Source organism: Streptomyces albipurpureus, assembly GCF_023701525.1.
Classification (GTDB): Bacteria; Actinomycetota; Actinomycetes; order Streptomycetales; family Streptomycetaceae; genus Streptomyces; species Streptomyces albipurpureus.
Genome location: NZ_JAMQAW010000099.1, coordinates 82,488 through 106,152 on the forward strand (window position 1 = coordinate 82,488; position 23,665 = coordinate 106,152).

Genomic DNA, 23,665 nt, shown 5'->3' on the forward strand with positions numbered 1-23,665 from the left:
TTTATGCGTTCGAGGTCTTTTAAGTGAGGTTAGCGAGGGTTATCGTCGCCGAATGTATCCAATTGCTTGCTTGGATCGCGATACCGCCTGGTGTGGGAAGGATCGACGATGACCCGTTTGTGCCGAGCCGTGGTTACGGCGGCCGCCGGCGCGATGGCGCTGCTTCTGACGGGTTGCGGGAACCTGTCCGTCGTGCCGGCGAAGATCACCAGTACGGGAAGCCTCGACGGCGGGCGCGCGACCATCGTCGCGTTCATGGTCTCGACGGCGAACCACTACGTAGGGGCTGAGGTCAAGGCGATGCGGGCGGAGGCCGCCCGGCTGAACTACCGACTTGAGGTCATTGACAACAGGTTCGATCAGACCGAGCAGAATCAGCAGGTCCGGCAGTTCCTCGCGTCCGGCAAGCCAGCCGCGGCCTTCGTCTACTGGCCGGCCAACAACGACACGGGAGTCAACTCCGCCCGGCTCCTGGCCGCGCGGGCGCCCGTGGTGCAGCTCAGCGGCAGGGTGCTGCCGCAGGCCGAGCCGTATGTCACCGCCCGTCCGGGGCAGGACAACGAAGCCATCGGGACCACGATGGGGACCATGGCCCTCAAGGCGGTGGACGAGGCCAGGGCCAAGGGAAAGAAGTTCCGCGGCCCACAGGGCAAGCCCAACCTCCTGGAAGTCACCTACCCCTCCGGCTATGAGGCCGGAGTCGTGCGCCACAACGCCTTCTTCGACCGGGTCGGCGACTCGTTCAACCTGCTGTCCACGGAGAACGCGAAGTCCCCCGACGCGCAGGGCGGGTTCACGGCCGCCAGCCAGGTCCTGTCCAAGTACAAGGGACAAGGCATCGACATCGTCGTCGCCGGTTCGAACAACATCGGCACCGGTGTGGTCAAGGCTCTCCAGCAGTACGGCCTGCGGCCGGGCAAGGACGTCACCGTCGTGGTGGGCGACTTCTCCGGCGACCAGCAGCCGCTGGTCAAGGGGCAGATCTACGCCGCGGTGCTCCAGTCGCCGGTGATCGAGGGGATCCTGGCGGTCCAGACCGTGGCCCGGCTCCGCGCGACGGGCAAGGTCGTCGACGGCACGGTGCAGTTGCCTGAGGCACTGGCCCAGCCCCCGCTCTCGGACACCGCGCCGAGCCGCTTCACCTATATGCCGCATCCGGCGATCACCTCGCAGAACTACGAAACGCTGCGAGTGTGGGGCCGCTCCATACGGGAGTTGCAGTTCTGATGTCAGCACACACCAGCCTGCGTTTGCAGGTCGAGGGCGTCTCCAAGCGCTACGGCGCTGTGCAGGCCCTCTCAGAAGTCGGTCTGGAGGTCCGTCCAGGCGAGGTCATGGCCCTGCTCGGCGAGAACGGCGCCGGCAAGAGCACGGTCGTCAAAGTGCTCTCCGGGCTCGTCCGCCCCGACTCCGGCACCGTCCATATGGACGGCCGACCCGTCGACCTGTCGACATCGGGAGCGTCCCAGGCAGCGGGCATCGCCGTGGTGCAGCAGGAGTACAGCACCGTCGGGGCGCTGAGCGTCGCCGAGAACCTGCTGCTCGGGCAGCGCGGAGCGCGGCTGTGGTGGAACCGCGGGTTCTTGACCCGCAACGCCGACCATCTGCTGGAACGGGTCGGTCTCGGGCACCTCGACAGCCGGACTCCCGTCGAGGAGCTCTCGGTGGCGGAGATGCAACTGCTGGAGATCGCCCGCGTCCTGGCCAGATCAGCCACTCTGATGATCCTGGACGAGCCGACCGCGGCTCTGTCCCAAGCCGAGGCCGGACGCGTGCTGAGCACCGTCCGCTCACTCGCCGAGCAGGGCACCAGCATCATGTACATCACCCATCGACTCGAAGAGGTGTTCGCGGTCAGCGACCGTGTCACCATCTTCCGCAACGGCCGTAGCTCCGCCCCCGAGGAGACCGCGACCCTGGACACCGCGCAGATCGTCCGGCGCATGCTGGGACGCGAGCTCGGCGATATGTTCCCCGAGCCGGGCCCGGTGGACGACAAGGCGCCGGTCCGGTTGGCGATCACCGGGCTCACGGCCCCAGGTGTCGAAGCCCCAGTCGACCTTTCCGTCCAGCGTGGCCAGATCATCGGCCTCACCGGACAACTCGGCTCCGGAGGCTCGGCGTTGCTCAAAGCACTGGCCGGCTTCCTGCCGGCGCTGTCGGGCAGGGTCGAACTCGAAGGCGAACCCGTCGAGTTCGCCAGCCGACGCGGCGGTATCGCCGCGGGAGTCGCCTACTGCTCCCCGGACCGCAAGCGCGACGGCATCTTCGACGGCCTGTCGATCGAGAAGAACCTCTCCTCCCCCTGGCTGGATCGGGTGTCCCGGTTCGGCATCCTCTCCCGGCGCGACGAGCGCACCGCGGCCGCCCGCTCCGCAAGCAGCTTCGCGCTGGACACACGGCGACTCGGCTCTTCCGTCGGCACTCTCTCCGGCGGGAACCAGCAGAAGGTGGCGGTGGGCAAGTGGCTGGGCTGCGACCCCCGCGTTCTGCTGGTTGACGAGCCGACACGCGGCGTGGACGTCGGCGCCCGGGCCGAGATCTACAAGCAGCTGCGGTCCCTCGCGGATGACGGCATGGCGGTCGTCGTCTGCTCCTCGGACACCAATGAGATCTTCGGCCTGTGCGATGTCATCGGCACGTTTCACCGCGGCGTGCTCACCTCGCTCGCGCCGAAGGAGCACTGGACCGAGGAAACACTCGTCCGAGAGGTGATGCACAGCGGGAACGCGCAATCCGAGACATCGAGTGAAGTGGGCTCGCCATGACAGACACCACCGCCAGTGCGCTGGTCGCACGTCGGCAAGAAGTCTCCCAGCGGCTGACGCGCTGGGCCATACCCACCGTGTTCGCGGTCCTGGTCGCCGTAGCCGCGGCCACCACATCGGACTTCCTGACCTTCGACAACCTGCGAGGCGTTCTGATCAACACCGCGGTGACCGGTATCGCCGCGGTCGGCATGACCACCATCACCTTGTCCGGCAACCTGTTCTCACTCGGTGCCGGCCAGTCCGCGATGCTGGCGTCGATCCTGTTCATGTGGGTCGCCTCCACCGGCGGTTCGCTGGTGCTCGGCGTGCTCCTGGCGCTCGCGGTCCTGGTCGCGATCGGCTTGCTGCAGAGTCTTGCCGTGGCGGCCGGGCTGAACCCGGTCGTCACGACCATCGCCGCCGGAGCGCTGATCTACGGCGCGGTCGCCGGGATCACCGGCGGAGCCGTGGTGTCGGCACCCACCTCGGCCGTCGGCGAGCTGGCGGCCTTCGACCTACTGGGGATTCCGCTGCCGGTCTGGGTGTTCGCCGCCTTCACCGGGGCGGTCTGGCTGTTCGTCGAACGCACCGCATCCGGCAGGCGTCTGCTCCTGGTCGGGTCGAACCGCGAGACCGCGGTGATGAGTGGAATCTCGGTACGCGCCGCCACCGCCTGGGCGTTCGCCATCACATCGATCGGCCTTGCCATCGCGGGCGTCTTCTCGGCGAGCCAACTCGGGCAGGTCACCGCCAACAACCTCTCCGAGCTGACGGTCGACGCCGTCGCCGCGGTGCTCGTCGGTGGAACGGCGGTCAGCGGCGGCGAGGGATCGGCCGTGCGCTCGGCGGTCGGCGCGCTGGTGATCGTCGTGCTCCAGAACGTCCTGCTGCTGCACGGGCTACCGACCGGCGTCCGGATTCTCACCGAGGGAATCCTCCTGGTCGCCGTCATCTCCGTCCTGCACATGGCCCGTCGAAAGGCAATGCGATGAACGAATCGACCATGGGGCGGAGCGTGGGCAGAGCAACGCGCGTCTACGGCGTCCAAGGCGGCGTGCTACTGGCTCTGGTCGTGATCCTGTTCGCGATCGTCCCCGAGTTCACCATCGGGGCGGCGGTCTTCGGAACCCTCGACGGTGTCGCGCTCATCGGGATCACAGCCGCCGGACTCGCGGTTACGATGATCGCCGGGGAACTGGACATGTCGGTCGGGTCAATGGCCGCCCTCGCCGGGGTGATCTCGATCCGGGCGGGCGAACTCGGGCTCGTCCCCGCCATCCTCATCGGAACCGCGGCCGGACTCGTCCTCGGGCTGGCCCAAGGCCTGCTGATCGCCCGGCTGCAGATCAGCTCACTCGTCGTCACCGTAGGGACCTGGATCGGATTCAGCGGTCTCGCGCTCGTGCTCGCCGACGACCGACCCATCGGCCTGGACCGTCTGACCACGACCGATCCCCTGCTGGTGGAGTGGCTGTCGATGACCCCCGCCACACTCATCGGGATCAGTGTCATCGTCCTGCTGGGCCTGTTCCTCGGCTTCACCCGGTGGGGACGGGAGATCTACGCGGTCGGCGGCGCCCGCCGGGAGGCCAGAGCGGCGGGAGTCCCGGTGAACGCATCGCTGACGACCGCCTTCGGGATATCCGGAGCCTGCGCTGCGCTGGCTGGTTCGATCGCCTGTATGCAGGGCGCGTCCGCCGACCCACGCGGGTTCACCACGCTCCTGCTCAGCGCCGTATCCGCCTGTCTGATCGGCGGCATCAGCCTGTACGGCGGGCGCGGCAACGCCGTCAACGTGACCCTGGGCGTGCTCACCCTCTGCCTGATCATCGCCGGTGCGACGGCCGCGGGCGCACCCACCTACGTCACCGGCCTGGTGACCGGTGCTCTGCTGATGCTGGTCGTCACCATGGAGTTCGTCCTGGACCGCACCGTCGCCGTGCGGCGGCTGAACGCCGCGCGCTCCCGGCACACCGCGGCACTGCTGGCCGGTGGGAGCGGACCGGCAGGCCCCACCCGGGCCACCGTCGCTCCTTCGCCCGCCGGTCCAGGAAAGGCGCAGTAACGGGCCATCCCGCAGACCTGCCCGGCCCCGGAGCCATCCATCGAGATACTCCGCGGCCGGGCAGCGCATCGCCCTCTGGTCCTGGTGACGGTGGCATCAGACGGCCGATGGCCAGGTGATTCCCGGCGGTGAGAACGAAGTCGGTCTCGTCGCCGGTTTCCGCGCGCTCCACACGAACTGCCGCAGCGCGAGTCCACCAGCCGGATCAGAAAGTGCGGGGCCGAGCCTGGTTCGAGCGGCCGGAGCCGGGCACGCTATCAATATGGACGAAAATAGACCTAAAACAACTCATCTGGGCTCGACCAGCCTGCCCGGACTCGACCAAGGTGTCGGCGTGCCACCTGGTGAAACGCCCGCAGGGGAATCGAGCACCGGATCGGAAACAGGGCCCCGTGGTGATCTGAGCAGAGGGTGGGGCAAGGGACCACTCATCGTGATCAGCGTTGTGGTGGTGCTCTGCGCGGGGTTCTTCCTTGCCTACGCTGTGCTACTCGATCTATGACGCCCATCCGCCGATCACCGCCGCCCATGACAGGCGTCGCGTTGGCATGGGCGACGCCGAACCGGACGTAACCTCCTTCGAGTGCCGACGGGAACGGGTTTGCTGAGGGCACACCTCGCGACGGCCGTCATCCGTACAGAGAAGCAGGGGGGGACGCACTGATGCTTGACCCGACCCACGTGGCGCCAGTCCTTTGGGCCAACGGTGCCGGCACCACCCGGGAGCTTGCCAGCGCGTCGGATTCCACGGGCCGGATCCTCTGGCGGATCAGTCTCGCTGATCTCGCCCGCGACGCGCCGTTCTCGACGTTCCCCGGCGTTGACCGTCTCTTCACCGCCCTCGGTCGGGTCCGGCTGACAATCGACGGCAACCCTGTTGACCTTGACCCCGGCGAGCAGATTCGGTTTCCGGGCGAGGCCGCGGTGTCGGTCTCGCTGCTCCAGCCGACTCAGGCCCTCAATGTGATGACTCGACGCGACGCCTGTTCCGCCGACGTGATCCTCCGCTCCGCGCGCGAGACGGCCACAAGCAACACCGTCGAGACGGTCGACCTGGGCGAGCAAGCAGCTGACGTTGTGGTGACCACCTCTGAGACAGCCGAGGTCTGAACGGCCCAACAGAGCGGTATCGCATTCTCGTCAGAGTTCAAGCCACTGATCTCCAGGCTGGATCATCGGTGAATTCTCAACCCAGCGCTGCGGTCAGCTGTCCGCTCTCCCTGGGCAGACGGGGCCGCGCTGGCGATCCGGTAGGTACAACGACCGTTCGGTCCGGGTGAAGTCGCGGTGGAGGGCCCGGCAGATCTTGTGTATCGCTTCGTCCGGGCCAGGAAGGAATAGATCCCACAGCCGTACGGCGCTGTCGTCGCTGGCGGTGGCGAGCGTACGACCGTCGGGGCTGAACGCCACCGAAGCGACACCACCGGGGTAGCCTGCGAAGGTGTTGCCGCGGGTCTGGCCAGTGGCCACATCCCACAGCCGCACCGGCCCGTCGTCACCGTTGTTGACGGTGGCCGCACCGGTGGCGAGGGTCTGCCCGTCAGGGCTGAAAGCCACCGCGAAGCCGCTGCCGGTGTGGCCGAGGAAGGCGTTGCCGCGGGTCTGGCCAGTGGCCACATCCCATAGCCGCACCGCCCAGTCCTCACCGAGTGCCCCCACCGCGAGGGTCTGGCCGTCAGGACTGAACGCCACCGAAGCGACATCGCCCGTATGGCCGGTGAGAGTGTGCCGAACCCTCCTCGACGCCACATCCCACAGCCGTACGGTTGTGTCGAAACTGGCGGTCGCGAGGGTACGACCGTCGGGGCTGAAGGCCACCGAGAACACACCGCCCGTGTAGCCGGTGAGGGTGTGCCGAACTCTTCGGGACGCCACATCCCACAACAGCACGGACCCATCACTGCCCGCCGTGGCCAGCGTACGACCATCGGGACTGAACACCACCGAAGCAACACCGCCCGGATGGCCGCTGAGAGCATGCCGTCCCTTGCCGGTGGCGACGTCCCACAGCATCACCGGTCTATCCGCTGTCCCGACGGCGAGGGTACGACCGTCCGGGCTGAACGCCACCGAGAAGGCGCCACCTGTGAAACCGGTGAGGCTGTGCCGAACTCTTCGGGACGCCACATCCCACAGCAACACCGACCCATCACTGCCCGCCGTGGCCAGCGAACGGCCATCAGGACTGAACACCACCGAAGCAACACCGCCGGTATGACCGGTGAGAGTACGCGGGGCTTGAGCGTCGGTCATGCTCCACAGGCGCACGGATCTGTCGCTGCTCGCCGTGGCCAGCGTACGGCCGTCGGGACTGAACACCACCGAAGCAACGTCGTCGGTGTGACCGGTGAGGGTGTGCCGAACTCTTCGGGACGCCACATCCCACAGCAGCACCGACCCATCGCTACCCGCCGTGGCAAGCGAACGACCATCAGGACTGAACACCACCGAGGCAACACCGCCCGCATGGCCGGTGAGAGTACGCGGGGCCCTGCCGGTCGTCATATCCCACAGCCGTATGCTCGTGTCGAGACTGGCGGTCGCGAGCGTACGACTGTCCGGGCTGAACGCCACCGAGTGCACACCGCCCGTGTGGCCGGTGAGAGTGTGCCGAATTTTCCTCGACGCCACATCCCACAGCAACACCTTCCCTTCCCTCTCATCCTCTGACCCGACGGCGAGGGTGCGTCCGTCAGGACTGAACGCCATCGAGGCGGCACCAGTTGTGTACGTCGTATGGCCGGGGAGAGTGTGTCGGGCTTTTCCGGTGGCGACATCCCACAGCACCACCTCCTCGTACTCCGGCCCTACGGCGAGGGTACGGCCGTCGGGGCTGAACGCCACCGAAGCAACACCGCCCGCATGGCCGCTGAAGGTGTGCCGAACTCTTCGGGACGCCACATCCCACAGCAACACCGACCCATCGCCACCCGCCGTGGCCAGCGTACGGCCATCGGGACTGAACACCACCGAAGCAACACCGCCCGCATGACCGGTAAGAGTGTGCCGAACCCTCCTCGACACCACATCCCACAACAACACCGACCCATCGCCACCCGCCGTGGCAAGCGAACGACCATCGGGACTGAACACCACCGAAGCAACAGCGTCGGTGTGACCGGTGAAGAGGTGCTGGAGTGGGAGGGCTGCGGCCTTGTGCAGACCGGCGGTGGCTTCGGCGGTAGGGCTGGTCCGGTGTGCCTGGACAGCGAGCAGCGAAGCGAGGTCAGGGTCCGTCTCCAGGAGAGCTGTTGACTGGGCGGCCAGTTGCCGGGACAGGGCCATCTGCTGGGCGGAGACAGCCGTCTTCTGAGAGGTGAGGGCGGTCTGGCGCTGCCAGAAGGCTACCCCGGCCGCGAGGAGCGCAAGGGCGAGCAGACAGGCCAGGACGATGTTGGCATGCCGAGCACGGCGGGCGGCGGATTGCTGGCGGTGGTGGCTGGTGGTGAGGAACTCGTCTTCGAGGGGTGTGAGTTCGCCGGGTCTGGCGTGGGTGCGAAATGCCTCGTGGGTTTCGGCCAGGCGTATGCCGCGGTAGAGGGCTCCGGCGTCGTGCCCGAGGTCGTGCCAGTTGTCGGCCGCGTGGGTGAGGGCGCGGTGTAGGCGCAGGCGGTGGCGGTCCTCGTGGATCCAGGTGGTCAGTCGGGGCCAGGCGGTGATCAGTGCCTCATGTCCCAGGTCGACGGTGCCACCGTCCAGGACGAGCAGTCTGGCTCGTGTCAGTCGCTCCACTACCCGTGTGGTGTCGTCCGGGTCGCCGCCCGTGCCGCTGTGTGCAGGTGGCTGTTCCAGGGTGGAACTGAGTTCCTGTCGGTCGACGGGGCGGCGGGTGTCGGGGGTACCGTCGCCGGGGGTGACGAGGCGGAGCAGGACGCGGCGGGCTTCGGTGCGTTGGGCGGGGGTGAGCTGGTGGTAGGTGTGTTCGGCGGTGTCGGCGATGGCACCCTGGACACCGCCGATCGCTCGGTAGGCGGCCAGTGTCAGGGTGTTGCCCCGGCGGCGGCGCCAGGTTTCCAGCAGGGCGTGGGACATCAGCGGCAGAGCGCCCGGTTCGCCGGTGGTGTCCTCGATCAGGCGGGCGGTCAGCTCCCGTTCGACGACGAGTCCGGCTGTCCGTGCCGGGCCGGTGATGGCCTGGCGAAGCTCGACCGGGCTCATCGGTCCGACGGGCAGATGAGCCTCGCGCAGTACGTCGACGAGGCCCGGGTACTCGGTGCAGTGGGTGTAGAAGTCGGCCCGCACGGCGACGATCATCCGTAGGCGACTCGCCGGTTGTCGTGCGGCCAGGATCAGGTCAAGGAACCGGGCGCGTTCGGCGGGGTCCTGGCAGAGGGTGAAGACCTCCTCGAACTGGTCGACGATGGCCATCGTGTCACCCGCTCCGGTCCCATCGGGCGGGGTCGTTCCCCCGATGTCCCTCTCTCGGGCCGTGAGGGCATGGACGTGGGTGGCAGCGGGTCGGGGGCCTGGGGTGAGGATCCGTATCCCCGCACACGACAGCGGTGTGCCCTCGGACCGTGGCTGCTGGAGGCGTGGGATCAGACCGGCGCGCAGCAGGGACGACTTTCCGCTGCCTGATGCGCCGGTGATCATCACCATGCGGTGTGCCGACACCAGGCGGGCGAGGTCGGCGACGAGTTGGTCGCGGCCAAAGAACCGTTCCCGGTCCGAAGGCTCGAAACGGGCCAGCCCCCGGTAGGGATTCTCGGTCTCGCCGCCGTCGGATACCACCCTGACTACAGCGTCGTCCTCGGCCGCGCGGGTGGCCTCATGCCACCGTGCCTCCCACTCCCCCGCATCGCCCCCGCACACCGCTGCATACGCCCGCACCACGGGAAGCGACGGCAGGCGCTCGCCGGCCGCGGCGTGAGCCAACGTGCTCACCGAGTAGCCGGCCCGCCGTGCCATCTCCCGATAGGTGATCCGGCCCGCGGACTCCCGCAACTTCCGCAACTCGTAGGCGAACTGCTGCACCGGCCCCGCCGCCGGGTCCACCGGCACCTCACGGCGTCCCGCCATCGCCCCACCTCCTAATCACACGGCCAGCACCGCTCGCGGCCCCGACGCACCATCCGACACCAGCCGCGGGTTCCCGCCAAGGCATTGTCCGGCCAGGTCAGAACCCGGACTCCAGGCGGTGTGCTGCTGGACCATCACCGACTGCCGGGTCTACACCTCGATCCCCGCCCCGGCGACGGTTCCTCTGGTACACCGCCACGAACCGGATGATGGGGAAGCTGGTCGTCTCCGGCCTGCTGGTCGGCACCGCACCGGTGCTCGACGACGGCGGCCCCAGCCACCCGGGGCCGCGGCGGTTGTGGGAATTGGCAGCGGAACACCGGGCGGCGGTGCTGGGGGTGAGCCCGGGATATCTGCAGGACTCCGCCAGAGCGGGCCTTGGGCCAGGTCGTGAGCTTGACCTCTCCGCATCGCGGTTACCGGGCTCGACCGGGGAACCGCTGCCCGCTCAGCCCTACTGGGTCCGCGAACACATCGGCGAGCATGTGCGGGTCTTCTCGACCTGCGCAGGCACCGACATCGTCAGCGGATTCACCGGGGGCGCCCCCACCCCCGTCTGGGCCGGGGAGATGTCCGCTCCCCTGCTCGGCGTCCCGGGGGAGGCCTGGGACGCGTACGGTCTCCCGGTGACCGACGAGGTGGGGGAACTGGTGGTGACCCGGCCGCTTACCTCGGTGCCCGGCAACTGGTGGGCCCGCGGTCCGGGGCAGGGGAATCCGGTCGACGACCCCAGCGTCCCCATGAGCGGTGCGTGAGGGGTCGACACGGGATACCCGGTTGGGAACTCCTTCCCGACGGCCTGGGTGAGGGTGGGACTTGCGAGGCTCTTCTGTGAGGTGTGAGGGGGTGTGGCGGCATCGGGTCTCGGATGGAGGGTTCATCTCCGGTCGGCGGGGGAATGCATAAGTGAGCTATGAGGCTGGTGTGGCGGGTGTTGCTCCCCTTCCCGCCGGAGTCGCCGAAACCGTCGGCCGAGGAAACCGAGCGCAGTGGATCATATGCGCGGTGTAGCGGCGGTCGGCTCCCCTGGGAGCAGAGACCCGGCACGGCAGAGCGGTGTGTCACCTCGGTAAGGAGAGTGACCGTGAGATGACTGGTATGCAGTTCGGCATCTTCACCATCGGTGATGTGACACCCGACCCGACCACGGGCCGTGTGCCGACCGAGGCGGAACGCATCCGGGACACCGTGGCCATCGCCCAGAAAGTAGAAGAGGTCGGTCTCGACGTCTTCGCCACGGGCGAGCACCACAACCCGCCCTTTGTGCCGTCCTCGCCCACGACACTGCTCGGCTTCATCGCCGCGATGACCGAGCGCATCATCCTGTCGACCTCGACCACACTCATCACCACCAACGATCCCGTCAAGATCGCCGAGGACTTCAGTGTGCTCCAGCACCTCGCCGACGGACGGACCGATGTGATGCTGGGGAGGGGGAACACCGGACCCGTGTACCCGTGGTTCGGCCAGGACATCCGCCAGGCGATCCCCCTGACCGTCGAGCACTACGGGCTGCTGCGCCGCCTGTGGCGTGAGGAGGTGGTCGACTGGGAAGGAAAGCTGCGCACCCCCCTGCAGAGCTTCACCCTGGCACCCCGCCCACTGGACGGCATACCGCCCTTTGTGTGGCACGGCTCCATCCGCTCCCCCGAGATAGCGGAGTTGGCTGCCTACTACGGGGACGGATTCTTCGCCAACCACATCTTCTGGCCCACCTCCCACACCCGCACCATGGTCGAGCTCTACCGAAAGCGCTTCGCGCACTACGGCCACGGCACACCCGAGGCCGCGATCGTCGGCCTGGGAGGACAGGTCTTCATCCGCCCCAACAGCCAGGACGCGATCAACGAGTTCCGGCCCTACTTCGACAACGCACCCGTCTACGGCCATGGACCGTCCCTGGAGGAGTTCGCCTCGCTCACACCCCTGACAGTCGGATCACCCCAGCAGGTCATCGACAAGACCCTCGGCTTCCGCGAGTACACCGGCGACTACCAACGCCAACTCTTCGTCATCGACCACGCCGGACTACCGCTCAAGACGGTGCTGGAACAACTGGACCTCCTGGGCGAGCAGGTCGTACCGGTGCTCCGCAAGGAGTTCGCCATCGGCCGGTCCCCCGAAGCTCCCGACGCCCCAACACACCAGTCGTTGCTCCGCGCACGCGACGCGGGAGAGGGGCCGGCGGGTTCCGCGGGCGACGGCACACCGAGAGGAGCCGGGTGAGATGACGACCACGATCGCGATCATCACCGGCGGGCTGCGCGAGCCCTCCTCGACACGGCTGCTGGCCGACCGGCTCGAAGCGTCGGTACGCACCGAACTCACCGCCGTCGGCGCGACCGTCGACTCCTCGTTCGTCGAACTGCGCCCACTGGGACGTGCGATCATCGACGCGATGCTGAGCGGTTTCCCCACCGCGCCCCTGGAGGATGCCTTCGGCACGGTCGCCTCAGCCGACGGCGTCATCGCCATCACCCCAGCATTCAACGCGTCCTTCAACGGACTGTTCAAGTCGTTCTTCGACGTACTGCCGGAAGACACCCTCTCCGACATGCCCGTACTCATCGGCGCGACCGGCGGCACGGAACGGCACTCCCTCGTACTCGAACACGCACTGCGGCCGTTGTTCTCCTACCTCCACGCCATCGTGTCGCCCCGAGGCGTCTACGCCGCCACCGACGACTTCGGCTCCAGCGACAGCGGCGCGGCCCTGGGCGATCGCGTCAGTCGCGCGGCGGCCGACTACGTCCGTCTGGTCCGGGGCTGCGGCCCCCGCGGTCAGCGCGACCCCCTCACCGGTGACCTCGACGCCATGGAGCAACTCCTCCAACGCGGTCCTCCGTGAACACCCGCGGGCCGCTTCCCCCTGATGTCGCGCCCAGGATCGGCTTGCGCATCGACTCCGATCCGCAGCCGAGGCCGCGGAGGGCGACGCCGTAGGAGATCGCGTGCGCACCGCCGCGTTGCCGACCATGGAGGGGGACGGCGACCGTGGTCGTGCCGACCAACCCCGGATCGTGTTGTCTGCCGCTATGACAACGTCTTGGCGACGACGGACGCCGCTTCCGCGATCAGTTTGTTGTCATAGCCGGCATCTTCGGTACCGCGGTTCGACATGATCGCCATGACGATGGGCGCGGCGGCGGGAGGCCACACCACGGCGATGTCGTTGCGGACACCGTAGGCACCGCCGCCTCCGGTCTTGTCCCCAACCACCCAGCCTTGGGGGATGCCGGCCCTGATGAGTTCATCTCCGGTGGTGTTGGTTCGCAGCCACTTCGTGAGCTGTACGCGTTCGGCCTTGCCCAGGGCATCCGCGAGCACAAACGCCCGCAGATCGCCGGCCAGGGCGCGTGGCGTGGAGGTGTCCCGGGTGGCGCCGGGGGCCCATTGGTTCAGTTCCGGCTCGCGGCGCTCCACCCGGGTGACGGTGTCGCCCACCTCTTGGAGCGCGGCGGCCAGGCCCTTCGGCCCACCGAGCGCGTCGAACAGCAGGTTGGCAGCGGTGTTGTCGCTGTAGCGGACGGCGGCATCACACAGCTCGCGCAGAGTCATCCCCGTCTCGACGTGCTTCTCGGTTACGGGAGAGTGGTCGACCAGGTCGGCTTTGGAGTACTCGATCACCTTGTCCATGCCGCTCAGGGAGTACTCGCGCAGCACGGCAGCGGCGGCGAGCGCCTTGAAGGTGGAGGCGTAGGCGAACCGCTGGTCGTCGTTGTAGGCCACCTCCCGCCCGGTACCGGTGTTGACCGCGTAGACGCCCAGCCGTGCACCGTACTTGTGCTCCAGCTCCTTGAATCCGCCGGCGAACGGCTTCGCGACCGGGGCCGGTTGGGACGTCGTGGCAGACGGAGCCGGTGAGGTCTGGTTGCTGTCCTGGCCGCAGCCCGCGAGCGGGAGGGCGGCGAGTGCGGCGAATCCGCCGAGGACGGCACGCCGTGCACGTGGGTACTGCATTGTTCGAACCTCCAGGTTGGCGCCCCTCCAGCGGGGAGGGGTTCGGCGAGCAGAACGATCTCGTCGATGGACGCGCGGACTTCCGGGTCCAGGCCCTGGTCGTCAGGGTGGAGGCGGAAGCCGAGGTTTCATCCGGTCGGCCGCCCGGGGCTTCGTCACCTGTACGGGGATCCGGCGGTGGATGTCGCCGAGCATGTTGAGCATCGCGGTGCGGAAGATCTCGTCCTGGTGGTCACCGAGGAACGAGGTGTGCCCGAACACCTCCAGGACGACGAGGCCGTGCAGATTTCCCCATGCGCTCAGAAGGAGGGAGGTCGCGGGAGGCGGTAGATCTCCCAGACCGCTCTGTGGCAGCTGTTCCAGGTGGGCCCGGAGTCCGGGCGAAAGCACAAGGGTGTCGACCGCGGCGAGTTGCGCCGCGGTGAAGCCGTCGAACAGCTCGCGCTGGAAGACCCCGCTCAGCCGGCGCACCGCCTCGGTGGTCGGGCCGCCGGCGGGTGCGGCGTAGTCCCGCAGCGGCGTTCCGTAGAGGAGCTTGAAGCGCTCGGGGTTGGCGATGGCCCATCGGCGGTAGCCCTCGGCCGCGACCACCAGGCGCGGCAGCGCCGAGTCCTCGGCCGCGGTGTCGACGGCGTTCTGCACCGCGGCGGCCAAGTCGTCGTATCCCTTGGCGACGAGCACCGTGAGAAGGGTTTCCCGGCTCGGAAAGTAGTAGTAGAGCGCCTGCACGGTCATGCCCAGGCTTCGGGCGATCGCTCGCAGGGACAGGGCCGCGGGCCCGTTGTCGGTGATGTGGCGCTCGGCGGCGTCCAGGATCTCCTGGATGGCGGCGGCCCGGCGCCGCTGACGCAGGGTGGGCGGGGCCGGTGCGTTTTCCTCGGCAGGCATGTTGGCGACCGTACGACGGCCACCCTGGCGGGGGCAAAGATTATGTGTGCTGTGAGGAAAATCTAACACTGCCAAATTTCCTGTCGGCTCACTAACGTCGCTCGCAGCGACGAAGAGTGCGACACCGCACTTGCTTCAGACGGGGCGAAGAGACTCCGCGGGGCATCGCGTCGGCATCCCTCGGGTCAACTCCGGCCGCTTCATGTCGTTTTCACCCTTAGGACACCAAAGGAGCTCGTGCGTGTTTGAACGCATAGCCGAACTGGCGATTCGCCGGTCCCGGCTGATACTCATCGTCGCCGTCGTGGCTATGGCCCTCATGGGCGCCTTGGGCGCCGGCGCGTTCGGCAAGTTGCTGGGAGACGGCTACGACGATCCAGCCTCCCAATCGTCCCGAGCAGGGGAGGTCATTGACGAGAAGTTCGGCGGAGAGACGAACCTGGTCTTGCTGGTCCGCGCCTCCCAGGGCCGCGTCGACACCCCGGCTGCCGAGCAAAGCGGCCGGGCCCTGGTGGCTGACCTCAAGAAGGAGCAGACCCTTCAGAACGTCATCTCATACTGGGACACGGACAGCCCCGCCCTCCGCTCCGAGAACGGCCGCGAAGCCATGGTGCTCATCCATGTGAGGGGCGAAGGCACCGAGCTCGATGAGAACGCCAAGAGAGTCATCGACGCCTACACCGGACCGTACGAGGACGTACTCAGCGTCCAGGCGGGCGGTGCCGCCGCCGTGAGCAGCGAGATGGGGAAGCAGTCGGGCGAGGATCTCATCCTGGCCGAGTCCATCGCCATACCGCTGACCCTCGTGCTGCTGCTGCTGGTCTTCGGCACCTTGGTCGCGGCACTGCTGCCGCTGGTGATCGGGGTCATCGCCATCGTGGGCACGTTCGGGGGGCTCTTCGTCCTCGGCAGTGTCACCGATGTATCCGTCTTCGCGATCAACCTGACCACGGCACTGGGCCTCGGTCTCGGTATCGACTACGCCCTGCTGATGGTCAGCCGGTTCCGGGAACAGCTCGCCACTGGGGCGAGCGTGGACGACGCCGTCCGGCGGACGGTGAGCACCGCGGGCCGTACGGTCGCGTTCTCCGCCGCGACGGTGGCGGCCGCGCTCGGGGCGCTCATGGTGTTCCCGCAGTACTTCCTCCGCTCGTTCGGCTATGCCGGGGTCGGTGTCGTCGCCATCGCGGCCCTCAGCACCCTGTTCGTCATGCCCGCCCTCTTCGTCGTCCTGGGGCACCGGGTCAACAGCGGGCGGCTGCCGTGGACAAAGGACGCGCACTCCTCCAGCCGGGCGCCTCTGTGGGGGCGGCTGGCGCGTACCGTCATGCGACGGCCCGCGGTCACCGCGCTGCCCGTGCTGGCGGTACTGCTGCTGGCGGCGAGCCCGCTGCTGGGCATCACCTTCGGCACGCCGGACGAACGGGTGCTCCCCGAGGACGCCGAGAGCCGCCAGGTCTCCTCCGTGCTGCGGGAGAAGTTCAACGGCAATGACGACGCGGCCCTCCTCGTCGTCATCGACCAACCCGTGGGCAAGGCCCCGCTGGAGTCATACGCGGCCGAACTGTCCGGCCTCAAGGACGTGGTCCGGGTCGAGACCAGCGCGGGAACCTACGCCGACGGACGGTCCGCGGCGACCGGCCCTGGCAACACCGCGCTGGGCCGCCCCGATGCCCAGCAGCTCCATGTGGTGAGCGATCTGTCCCCGAAGTCGGACGACGCCCAGAGCCTGGTCGAGAAGGTGCGGACACTCACCCCGCCCGAGGGAACACGCCCGCTGGTCGGCGGAGTCGACGCCGAACTGGTCGACGCCAAGAACTCCATCGGCGACCGGCTCCCGATCGCCATGGCCCTGGTCGTCGTCACCACTTTCCTGCTGCTCTTCCTGTTCACCGGCAGCGTTGTGCAGCCGCTGCGGGCGCTGCTCCTCAACCTGATCGGCCTGGGAGCAACCCTCGGCGTCATGACCTGGATGTTCCAGGACGGCAACCTCTCGTCCCTGTTCGGCTTCACCGCGCAGCCGATGGAGGTGTCCATGACCATCCTGATGTTCTGCATCGCCTTCGGCCTGTCGATGGACTACGAGGTGTTCGTCACCAGCCGGATCAAGGAACTCCACGACCTGGGCGAGGACAACGAGTCCGCCGTGGCCAACGGTCTCGGCCGCACGGGCCGCATCGTCACCGCGGCAGCCTGCCTTCTCGCGGTCAGCTTCTTCGCCTTCGGGACGGCCAAGCTCAGCTTTATGCAGTTGCTCGGCCTGGGCAGCGGCCTCGCCATCCTCATCGACGCCATCGCCATCCGCGGCATCCTCGTACCCGCCGCGATGCGCCTCCTCGGCCGATCGGCCTGGTACGCGCCCCGGTTCCTGCGGAAGCTGCACGACCGGATCGGTCTCAGCGAAGCCGGCCCCACGCCCGAGCCAGCAGCCGAGCCGCCGCACGCGAAGCACCCGACAAGGGTCTGATCAGACCGGACATCAGCTCCAGCGAGTGCCCGCCGCCACACCGGAGGCGGGCACCGTCGCACAACGAGATCGGCCCGACCGTGCCGCCGGAGTTCTGGTGGCGGCACGATTTGCCGACTGCCCCAGCAGGACACGGCCTGCGAGGTGTGCTGGGCTCCGCCGACTCGCCGATCCGCCGACCGGGGCGGGGGCGGCGTCGCTACGCCTCTCGGAGCGTCAGGCCCTCGGGGACGAGTACCTCCGCGGCCGTCCTCTCGGTGATCTCCTGGACGGTGACGCCGGGTGCGGTCTCGACGAGGACCAAGCCGTCATCGGTGACGTCGAGGACGCCGAGGTCGGTGATGATCCGGTCCACGCAGCCCTTCCCGGTGAGCGGTAGGTCGCACTCCGCCACGATCTTCGGGGTGCCGTCCTTGGCGGTGTGGGTCATGGTGACGATCACCCGGCGGGCACCGTGCACAAGGTCCATGGCTCCGCCGATACCGGTCACCATCTTGCCCGGGATCGCCCAGTTGGCGAGATCGCCCCGCTGGGAGACCTGCATCGCGCCGAGCACGGCTGCGTCGATATGACCGCCGCGGATCATGCCGAACGACAGGGCGGAGTCGAAGAACGCCGCGCCGGGCAGGACGGTCACGGTCTCCTTGCCCGCGTTGATCAGGTCCGGGTCGACCTCGTCCTCGTAGGGGAAACGGCCGACGCCGAGGATGCCGTTCTCCGACTCCAGCACGACGTGGACGCCCTCGGGCAGATGGTTGGGGATCAGCGTCGGCAGCCCGATGCCGAGGTTGACGTACTCGCCGTCGCGCAGTTCGCGGGCCGCGCGGGCGGCCATCTCATCCCGTGTCCAGACCATCAGGCCCGCACCTCCCTCGGCGTCACCGTGACGTTCTCGATCTTCTTGTCGGCGGTCTGCTCGGGGCTGAGCGCCACCACGCGCTGGACGAAGATGCCCGGCAGGTGGACCTGGTCGGGGTCGATCTCGCCCGGTTCGACCAACTCCTCCACCTCGGCGATCGTGACACGGCCCGCCATGGCCGCCAGCGGGTTGAAGTTGCGGGCGGACTTGTTGAACACCAGGTTGCCGTGCCGGTCGCCCTTCGCCGCGCGCACCAGGGCGAAGTCGGTGGTGATCCCGCGTTCCAGGATGAACTCGACGCCGTCGAACTCGCGTACCTCCTTGGCAGGTGAGGCGACGGCGACACCGCCCTGGCCGTCATAGCGCCAGGGCAGTCCGCCGTCGGCGACCTGGGTGCCGACCCCGGCGGGGGTGTAGAAGGCGGGTATTCCGCAGCCGCCGGCGCGCAACCGCTCGGCCAGCGTCCCCTGCGGGATCAACTCCAACTCGATCTCACCGCCCAGGTACTGGCGGGCGAACTCCTTGTTGCCGCCGATGTAGCTGCCGGTGACCCGGGATATCCGGCCTGCGGAGAGCAGTACGGCAAGGCCGGAATCCAACGCTCCGCAGTTGTTCGACACCACATCGAGTCCCGTGACCCGCGCTTCGTACAGGGCCTGGATCAGGGCCCCCGGAATTCCGCTGAGCCCGAAGCCGCCGACCGCGAGGGACGCCCCGTCAGGGACGTCCGACACCGCCTCGGCTGCCGAGGCGATCACCTTGTCCATCCGCCCGCCCACTTCCGTTCAGGGCGCCCTGCGCCCTTCGCTGATGTTGTTCGCTGGTGAACTCGCGTTCACGGTTGATCGTTCGGTCTGCTCCACGGCACACGGACCGTGTCGGTGTCGTGAAGTTGCGATGTTGTGAGCCGGTAGTCGTTTCCGCGGGTTCCCTCCGCCCACAGGTTCCGCCGGGTGTCTCGGCCCGCAGCACCTGAATCGGACCGTCACACCCGGCGTCATCCGCACCCGGACAGGTCCGGTACGAGGGGGCCGGCGGGACGTGCCACGCAAGGCCGAGAAGCACCCCGCCGTACGCATGCGTCTCCGTGGGCCACCTCCCGCCCCTCTTCCGGGGTGGCGGATGGCCACACCGTCGACGAGCTGCCCAGACGGTTCATCGGCCACCGCCGCCCCCACCGGGATCTGCGAGCTAGGCAGGCAGCTCTGTCAACAGCCGGCGATAGACGCGTGCGTAGGCCGTCAGCTGCGCCAACGACAGTTCATCGCACCGCGGATCGTCGACGGCCGGCTTCGCCTGTGGCCCCAGCCGCACGGTGTCGACGCCGAAGGCCCGCAACACAACGCCGTCGGTCGATCCCGTCCAGCCGGTGACCGGTGGCGGCTGCGTGCCGAACTCGTCGAGCCAGGCCGCCCGGGCGGCCGTCACCACCGGGGCGTCGGCCGCCGTGGCCGCGGCTGCCGCCACCGGTTCGGCCTCCACGTCGACCGTGCAGCTGCGCAGCGCCGAATCCGCGCACCGCGCCCGCAGCCGGTCAGCCAGTTCGTCCGCCAGCGCCTTCGGCTCCACCAGGTCCCCGGTGACGACGTACAGAACGATCTGCAGCTGGGCCGGCAGCAGGTCCGGCTTGTCCGGCCAGCCGCCGCTGATCGCGCCGATGCCGCAGGCCCGACCGGTCTGCCCGACCCGCGGGTCGGCGGCCAGGTAGTCCGTGCGCCAGCGGGCCAGCTCGTCCAGGACGACACCGGCCGAGGCGACAACTCCCCCGGGAGGTGTGGCCGCGTCGGCCAACATCGCGAGCCCGGGGCGGCCGGTCACCCGGACGGTCAGATAGAGCGAGCCGGGCTCGTGCCACACCAGCATGGGCGGGCCGCACTTGGCCACGACCGCCGACCGCGGCAGCGGGTAGGTGTCGGCGTAGGCCTCAAGGCCGGTGATCCCACCGGCGCGGCGGTGGGTCCCGGAGCCAGCGAGCAGCAACCGTCCGGCACCCGCTTCGGCGAAGGCGACCAGGGCGGCGGCCGCCGGGCCGCGGGCGACCCCAAGACCGAAGCCGGCCACCACGTCGCCGGCCACGCCGAGCGGACCGGTCGGCGCCGCGCTGCCCGTGACGAGCCCGAGGCCCGCGCTGCCGTCATCCAGCGATGTGTCGAGGTGGGAGTACAGCAGGGGCCCGGCCCCGTGCGCGGCGACCAGGCTGCCGCCCGCGGGGCCGTGCTCCAGCACCTGCCACTCGACATGTGGCCACCGGTCCGCGCACCAGCCGCGCAGCCGGTGCGCCGCCGTCCGCTCCTCGCCTCGTGGGGCGGGGGTCGTGTCGAGCAGCCGCAGGACATCCAGCAGCTGCTGTCTCAAAACCGTCCCCAGTCGTCGGAAGCCGGACGCCACACATCGATGTTGCGCGGGTCGGCCGGCATCCGGCGGGGCCGGTGCGTCTGGTGCTCCTCCGGGGTGAACACCCGGTGGTCATCGCACAGCTCGTAGCGCGGGCCGAAGCGCGGATCGTGCATATAGAACGCGATCGACGTCGACGCCGAGTGGTTGACGATGTCGGAGGCGATCGGGGCGCCCTTGTACAGCGCGCGGGCGCGCATCCGCATGACATGGTCGAGGCTCTTCATCGCGAAGCACAGGTGCGCGACGTAGTGCTCCGTGTTCTTCTGCACCGCGAGGCTGTGGTGGTAGCGGTCCTCGCAGCGGAAGAACGTGGTCGACCCCACGACATGGTCCGACGGCAGGAACTTCAGGACGTTCTGGTAGAAGTCCAGCGTCTCCTCGAACTTCGCGGTGGCGATGAAGGGGTGCACCAGGTCGAGCGGCCGGATCTCGATGTGCGGCGGCTCGGCGTACTCCTGGAACTCGGTGAACAGCTCGATGATGAGACCGTTCGGGTCCTTCACCGCGAAGCCGTTGTCGCACAGCGCCTGCTGCCGCTCCTGGAGTTCGAGGACCTCAAGGCCAGCGTCGAGAACGTGCTTGTGCAACTGCTCCAGGACCTCCTCGCTCGCCACGCTGTAGCCGACCGCGGTCGTCCATCCGTCGGTGCGCTCGGGCGCGTGGATCAGCTCGATCGCGTGGTGCTCGATGTCGGCGCGCAGGTAGGCGTACTCGTCCGTACGCTGCTCCAGCTGCAGACCGACGTGGTACTCAAGGAACTCGATCGTGGCCTGCATGTCCGGAACTTCGATCCGGGCGTACTCCATGCCGTACGGGCCGTGCGGGCGGGTGCTCACCGGCGTTGTCCTTCCTGCAGTGAGCGACGCACGCTCGGCGAACTCGAACGAGGTGATGGCCTGCTGGGCGATGACCGGTCGCCAGCGCGTGCGCACGAAGCTCTCGTGGGACTCGCTGCCGAGATAGGCGAGCAGATCGTCCTGACTGTCGAAGTCGACGGCCATCGCGTGGGTGAAGGTCTGGTCGCGGGTGCTGATGTTCTCGCCGAGGACGAAGCCGCGCATGGCCGGGTACCGGTCCGGGAAGGTACGCAGCTCGCCCAGCACGGACTCGCGCGCGCTCTGGTCGACTCCGTCGGCGAAACGGAAGGACAGGGTGTGTCTGATCATCGGGTCACCATCCGTCGCCGGCTAGAGGATGAAGCTGAGCCGGGCGCCTGCCGCCAGCGACTCGTGGCCGAGGACGGAGCGCCGCAAACGGAACCGGAGGCCGTCCTCGGTCGGCACCAGCAGATGCTCGTACCACCCGACGTAGGCGTCGAAGCGCCCGTCGCGGGCGCGGTGCACCACAAAGGCGGCCGCCACCCGGAAGGAGTCCTCGGTATCCTGCGACAGCCGCACGTTGGACACCAGCCGATGGGTGCGCGAGTGCGGGTTCTCGGCGTGCGCCTTGCGGGACTTGAGGCGCTTGACCCGGGCGAGGAGCAGGTTCCAGTCGTCGTCGACGAACGATCCGGTCTCGTGCAGCGACCAGCCGGGCCGGTAGTCGGTCGTGGGGATCTCGTAGCGGGCGCCGGGCTCGAAGAGGGCCAGCCAGCCGTCGTAGTCCCAATGATCGAGGATGTCGGCCTCGGCGAAGAGGAAGTCCTCCACCTCCTGCCGGGTGACGGTGCGTCCCGCACACTGAACGGAGCCGCGGTTGCCGGTCGTGGTCATCGCACATCCCTCCCGGCCAGGAAGGACGCCGGACGCTCGCCGCTGACATCGATGCCGTCGTCGAGCCCTATGGCATCGACCCAGTGCCGCCAGAAGCCCCGCATCGCGCCTTCGTCGATCGACCGGCCCTGCACACCCTTGACCTCATCCGACATGCCGCGCGACATATCACTGAAGTCCAGCTCGGGCGTACCGGTGCCCGCCGTGGCCTGGATGCCACGCTGGACCGCCTCGTACGCCTCGATGTCGTCCGGTGTGGCGAGCCCGCCCGGGCCGACAAAGCTGACGACCGTCTTCATGCGCAGAGCGCGGGTGTCCGGGTCCTCGACGCGCGGGACCAGCTGCCAGGCGCGCACATCGGTCTGGTCGGGCGCGACCGGCTCCAGTTGCCGAATCGACAGACCCTCGATGTCGAACAGCAGCAGGTTCGGGAACACGAACAGGATGTGGCTCTCGTCGGCCACATGGTGCGCCCGCTTCTCCCCCAGCCGCTGGGTCATCTCGGCTCGGTGGGCGTCGGTGCGCACTCGCTCGTCCTCGCCGAAGCGCGGTTCCCAGAGCATGCTGATCCGTCCGCCGTGCCCGGTCAGGACCAGCAGACCATGGCCGTTGCCGAGGTTGTAGGCGTACTGGTTGTCGTCGGTGACGGCGTAGCCGCTCTCCCGCAGATAGCCGACGAACGTGTTGTGTGTCGGTGCGAAGTGGTACCCGTCCATCGCGTTCTCGACGGCGAGTTTCCAGTTGCCCCGCACGCCGTAGAGCTGTGTACCGGGCAGGGTGGTCATGCCACCGACGTGCTGCTGCTCGATCATCGTCATGTAGTCGGCGGCGTCGCCGAGGTGTTCGAGCAGCGGCGGCACGTCGGGGTCGAAGGAGATGAAGACGAACCCCTCGTGGATCTCCAGGCGCGGCACGCTGCGCAGCCCCATCGTGGCCCGGAACTCGTCGCTCGACTCGTACGCCCCGGCGTCGGGGATCGCGGCGACCTCACCGTTGTTGCGGAACGTCCAGGCATGGTAGAAGCACTGGAAGAGCCTGGCCGAGCCCTCTTTCTCACGGCACAGCACGGTGCCGCGGTGTGGACAGGAGTTAAGGAACGCGTGCACCTCGCCGGCACTGTCCCGGCAGAAGATCAGCGGTCGACCGCCCAGAGTGCGGACCTTGAAGTCGTTGGGATTGGGGATCTCGGTCTCGTGCCCGAGATAGAGCCAGGTGTGCATCCACACCCAGCCGCGTTCCCGGGCGAAGATCTCCGCGCTGCGGTAGGCCTCGCGGTTGACCCGGAAGGTGAGCTGGTCCCAGTCCTCGACGATCATCGGTGCTGGGGCGGTCCGGGGGTTGCTTCCCATGGGGAGTTTACCTCTCACAAGTCCCGACCCGAGCGGCGCGCAAAATGAGACGCCATCTCGTATGTCGCAGTAGCGTCCCCCAGTGGACTCGGCGGTGTCAAGCATTCACCCCATTGGTTGACATCCGGGGTGGACGCGGTCATCATTCCGTCACGCATTGAGATACACCGTCTCGCATTCTGTGCGACCGTGTGAAGGG

At 68.3% G+C, this 23,665-nt stretch carries 19 protein-coding genes; 10 read left to right on the forward strand and 9 right to left on the reverse strand.

The genetic code is table 11. The annotated features are described in order from the left end of the window. The first annotated feature begins 108 nt into the window (after positions 1–108). The 6 genes from NBG84_RS38645 (at position 109) to NBG84_RS38670 (ending at position 5,925) form a co-directional block, all read left to right on the forward strand. Positions 109–1,227 (forward strand): sugar ABC transporter substrate-binding protein, encoded by a 1,119-nt coding sequence (locus NBG84_RS38645; protein WP_250924404.1) that lies wholly within the window; start codon positions 109–111, stop codon positions 1,225–1,227. Next, complete coding sequence (locus NBG84_RS38650; RefSeq protein WP_250924405.1) at positions 1,227–2,768, forward strand: sugar ABC transporter ATP-binding protein; 1,542 nt, start codon at positions 1,227–1,229, stop codon at positions 2,766–2,768. Before NBG84_RS38645 ends, NBG84_RS38650 begins: the two co-directional genes overlap by 1 nt. Then, complete coding sequence (locus NBG84_RS38655; RefSeq protein WP_250924406.1) at positions 2,765–3,742, forward strand: ABC transporter permease; 978 nt, start codon at positions 2,765–2,767, stop codon at positions 3,740–3,742. The genes NBG84_RS38650 and NBG84_RS38655 overlap by 4 nt, the downstream gene beginning before the upstream one ends. Continuing rightward, complete coding sequence (locus NBG84_RS38660) at positions 3,739–4,815, forward strand: ABC transporter permease (protein WP_250924407.1); 1,077 nt, start codon at positions 3,739–3,741, stop codon at positions 4,813–4,815. Before NBG84_RS38655 ends, NBG84_RS38660 begins: the two co-directional genes overlap by 4 nt. 262 nt (positions 4,816–5,077) lie before the next feature. After that, complete coding sequence (locus NBG84_RS38665) at positions 5,078–5,317, forward strand: DUF6480 family protein (RefSeq protein WP_250924408.1); 240 nt, start codon at positions 5,078–5,080, stop codon at positions 5,315–5,317. A gap of 161 nt (positions 5,318–5,478) precedes the next feature. Continuing rightward, positions 5,479–5,925: a HutD/Ves family protein gene (locus tag NBG84_RS38670; RefSeq protein WP_250924409.1), complete on the forward strand. Its 447-nt coding sequence runs from the start codon at positions 5,479–5,481 to the stop codon at positions 5,923–5,925. A 93-nt stretch (positions 5,926–6,018) separates the two neighbouring features. Here the strand turns inward: NBG84_RS38670 and NBG84_RS38675 are convergent, their stop codons facing one another. Beyond that, positions 6,019–9,834, reverse strand: a complete 3,816-nt coding sequence (locus NBG84_RS38675; RefSeq protein WP_250924410.1) for an nSTAND1 domain-containing NTPase — start codon at positions 9,832–9,834, stop codon at positions 6,019–6,021. A 209-nt stretch (positions 9,835–10,043) separates the two neighbouring features. Between NBG84_RS38675 and NBG84_RS38680 the strand changes: the two genes are divergently transcribed. From NBG84_RS38680 to NBG84_RS38690, 3 genes are all read left to right on the forward strand, one after another. Beyond that, a complete protein-coding gene (locus NBG84_RS38680) occupies positions 10,044–10,589 on the forward strand; it encodes an acyl-CoA synthetase family protein (RefSeq protein WP_250924411.1) in 546 nt (181 codons plus the stop codon). Positions 10,590–10,932: 343 nt separating this feature from the next. Then, positions 10,933–12,060, forward strand: coding sequence for an LLM class flavin-dependent oxidoreductase (locus NBG84_RS38685; RefSeq protein ID WP_250924425.1), 1,128 nt, complete (start codon positions 10,933–10,935; stop codon positions 12,058–12,060). A 1-nt stretch (position 12,061) separates the two neighbouring features. Continuing rightward, a complete protein-coding gene (locus NBG84_RS38690) occupies positions 12,062–12,682 on the forward strand; it encodes a CE1759 family FMN reductase (protein WP_250924412.1) in 621 nt (206 codons plus the stop codon). A gap of 185 nt (positions 12,683–12,867) precedes the next feature. Here NBG84_RS38690 and bla read toward each other — a convergent pair whose 3' ends face one another. Both bla and NBG84_RS38700 read right to left on the reverse strand, forming a co-directional pair. Continuing rightward, the gene (gene bla / locus NBG84_RS38695) at positions 12,868–13,794 is read right to left on the reverse strand and encodes a class A beta-lactamase (protein ID WP_250924413.1); all 927 of its coding nucleotides are present in this window, start codon (positions 13,792–13,794) and stop codon (positions 12,868–12,870) included. A gap of 102 nt (positions 13,795–13,896) precedes the next feature. Then, positions 13,897–14,682: a TetR/AcrR family transcriptional regulator gene (locus NBG84_RS38700; RefSeq protein ID WP_250924414.1), complete on the reverse strand. Its 786-nt coding sequence runs from the start codon at positions 14,680–14,682 to the stop codon at positions 13,897–13,899. 241 nt (positions 14,683–14,923) lie between these two features. Here NBG84_RS38700 and NBG84_RS38705 point away from each other — a divergent pair, with 241 nt between their 5' ends. After that, positions 14,924–17,149, forward strand: coding sequence for an MMPL family transporter (locus NBG84_RS38705; protein WP_250924415.1), 2,226 nt, complete (start codon positions 14,924–14,926; stop codon positions 17,147–17,149). A gap of 199 nt (positions 17,150–17,348) precedes the next feature. Here the strand turns inward: NBG84_RS38705 and NBG84_RS38710 are convergent, their stop codons facing one another. From NBG84_RS38710 to NBG84_RS38735, 6 genes are all read right to left on the reverse strand, one after another. Continuing rightward, entirely contained in the window at positions 17,349–18,005 is a 657-nt protein-coding gene (locus NBG84_RS38710) for a CoA transferase subunit B (RefSeq protein WP_250924416.1), read from the reverse strand. Next, complete coding sequence (locus tag NBG84_RS38715) at positions 18,005–18,775, reverse strand: CoA transferase subunit A (RefSeq protein ID WP_250924417.1); 771 nt, start codon at positions 18,773–18,775, stop codon at positions 18,005–18,007. Before NBG84_RS38715 ends, NBG84_RS38710 begins: the two co-directional genes overlap by 1 nt. Positions 18,776–19,199: 424 nt before the next feature. After that, positions 19,200–20,363 carry a hypothetical protein gene (locus NBG84_RS38720; protein ID WP_250924418.1) on the reverse strand — a complete coding sequence of 388 codons (1,164 nt, stop codon included), beginning with the start codon at positions 20,361–20,363 and terminating at the stop codon, positions 19,200–19,202. After that, positions 20,360–21,571 (reverse strand): Dabb family protein, encoded by a 1,212-nt coding sequence (locus NBG84_RS38725; RefSeq protein ID WP_250924419.1) that lies wholly within the window; start codon positions 21,569–21,571, stop codon positions 20,360–20,362. The genes NBG84_RS38720 and NBG84_RS38725 overlap by 4 nt, the downstream gene beginning before the upstream one ends. 21 nt (positions 21,572–21,592) lie before the next feature. Beyond that, positions 21,593–22,117, reverse strand: coding sequence for an aromatic-ring-hydroxylating dioxygenase subunit beta (locus NBG84_RS38730; RefSeq protein ID WP_250924420.1), 525 nt, complete (start codon positions 22,115–22,117; stop codon positions 21,593–21,595). Next, a complete protein-coding gene (locus NBG84_RS38735; protein ID WP_250924421.1) occupies positions 22,114–23,466 on the reverse strand; it encodes an aromatic ring-hydroxylating oxygenase subunit alpha in 1,353 nt (450 codons plus the stop codon). The genes NBG84_RS38730 and NBG84_RS38735 overlap by 4 nt, the downstream gene beginning before the upstream one ends. Between the last annotated feature and the right edge of the window lie 199 nt (positions 23,467–23,665).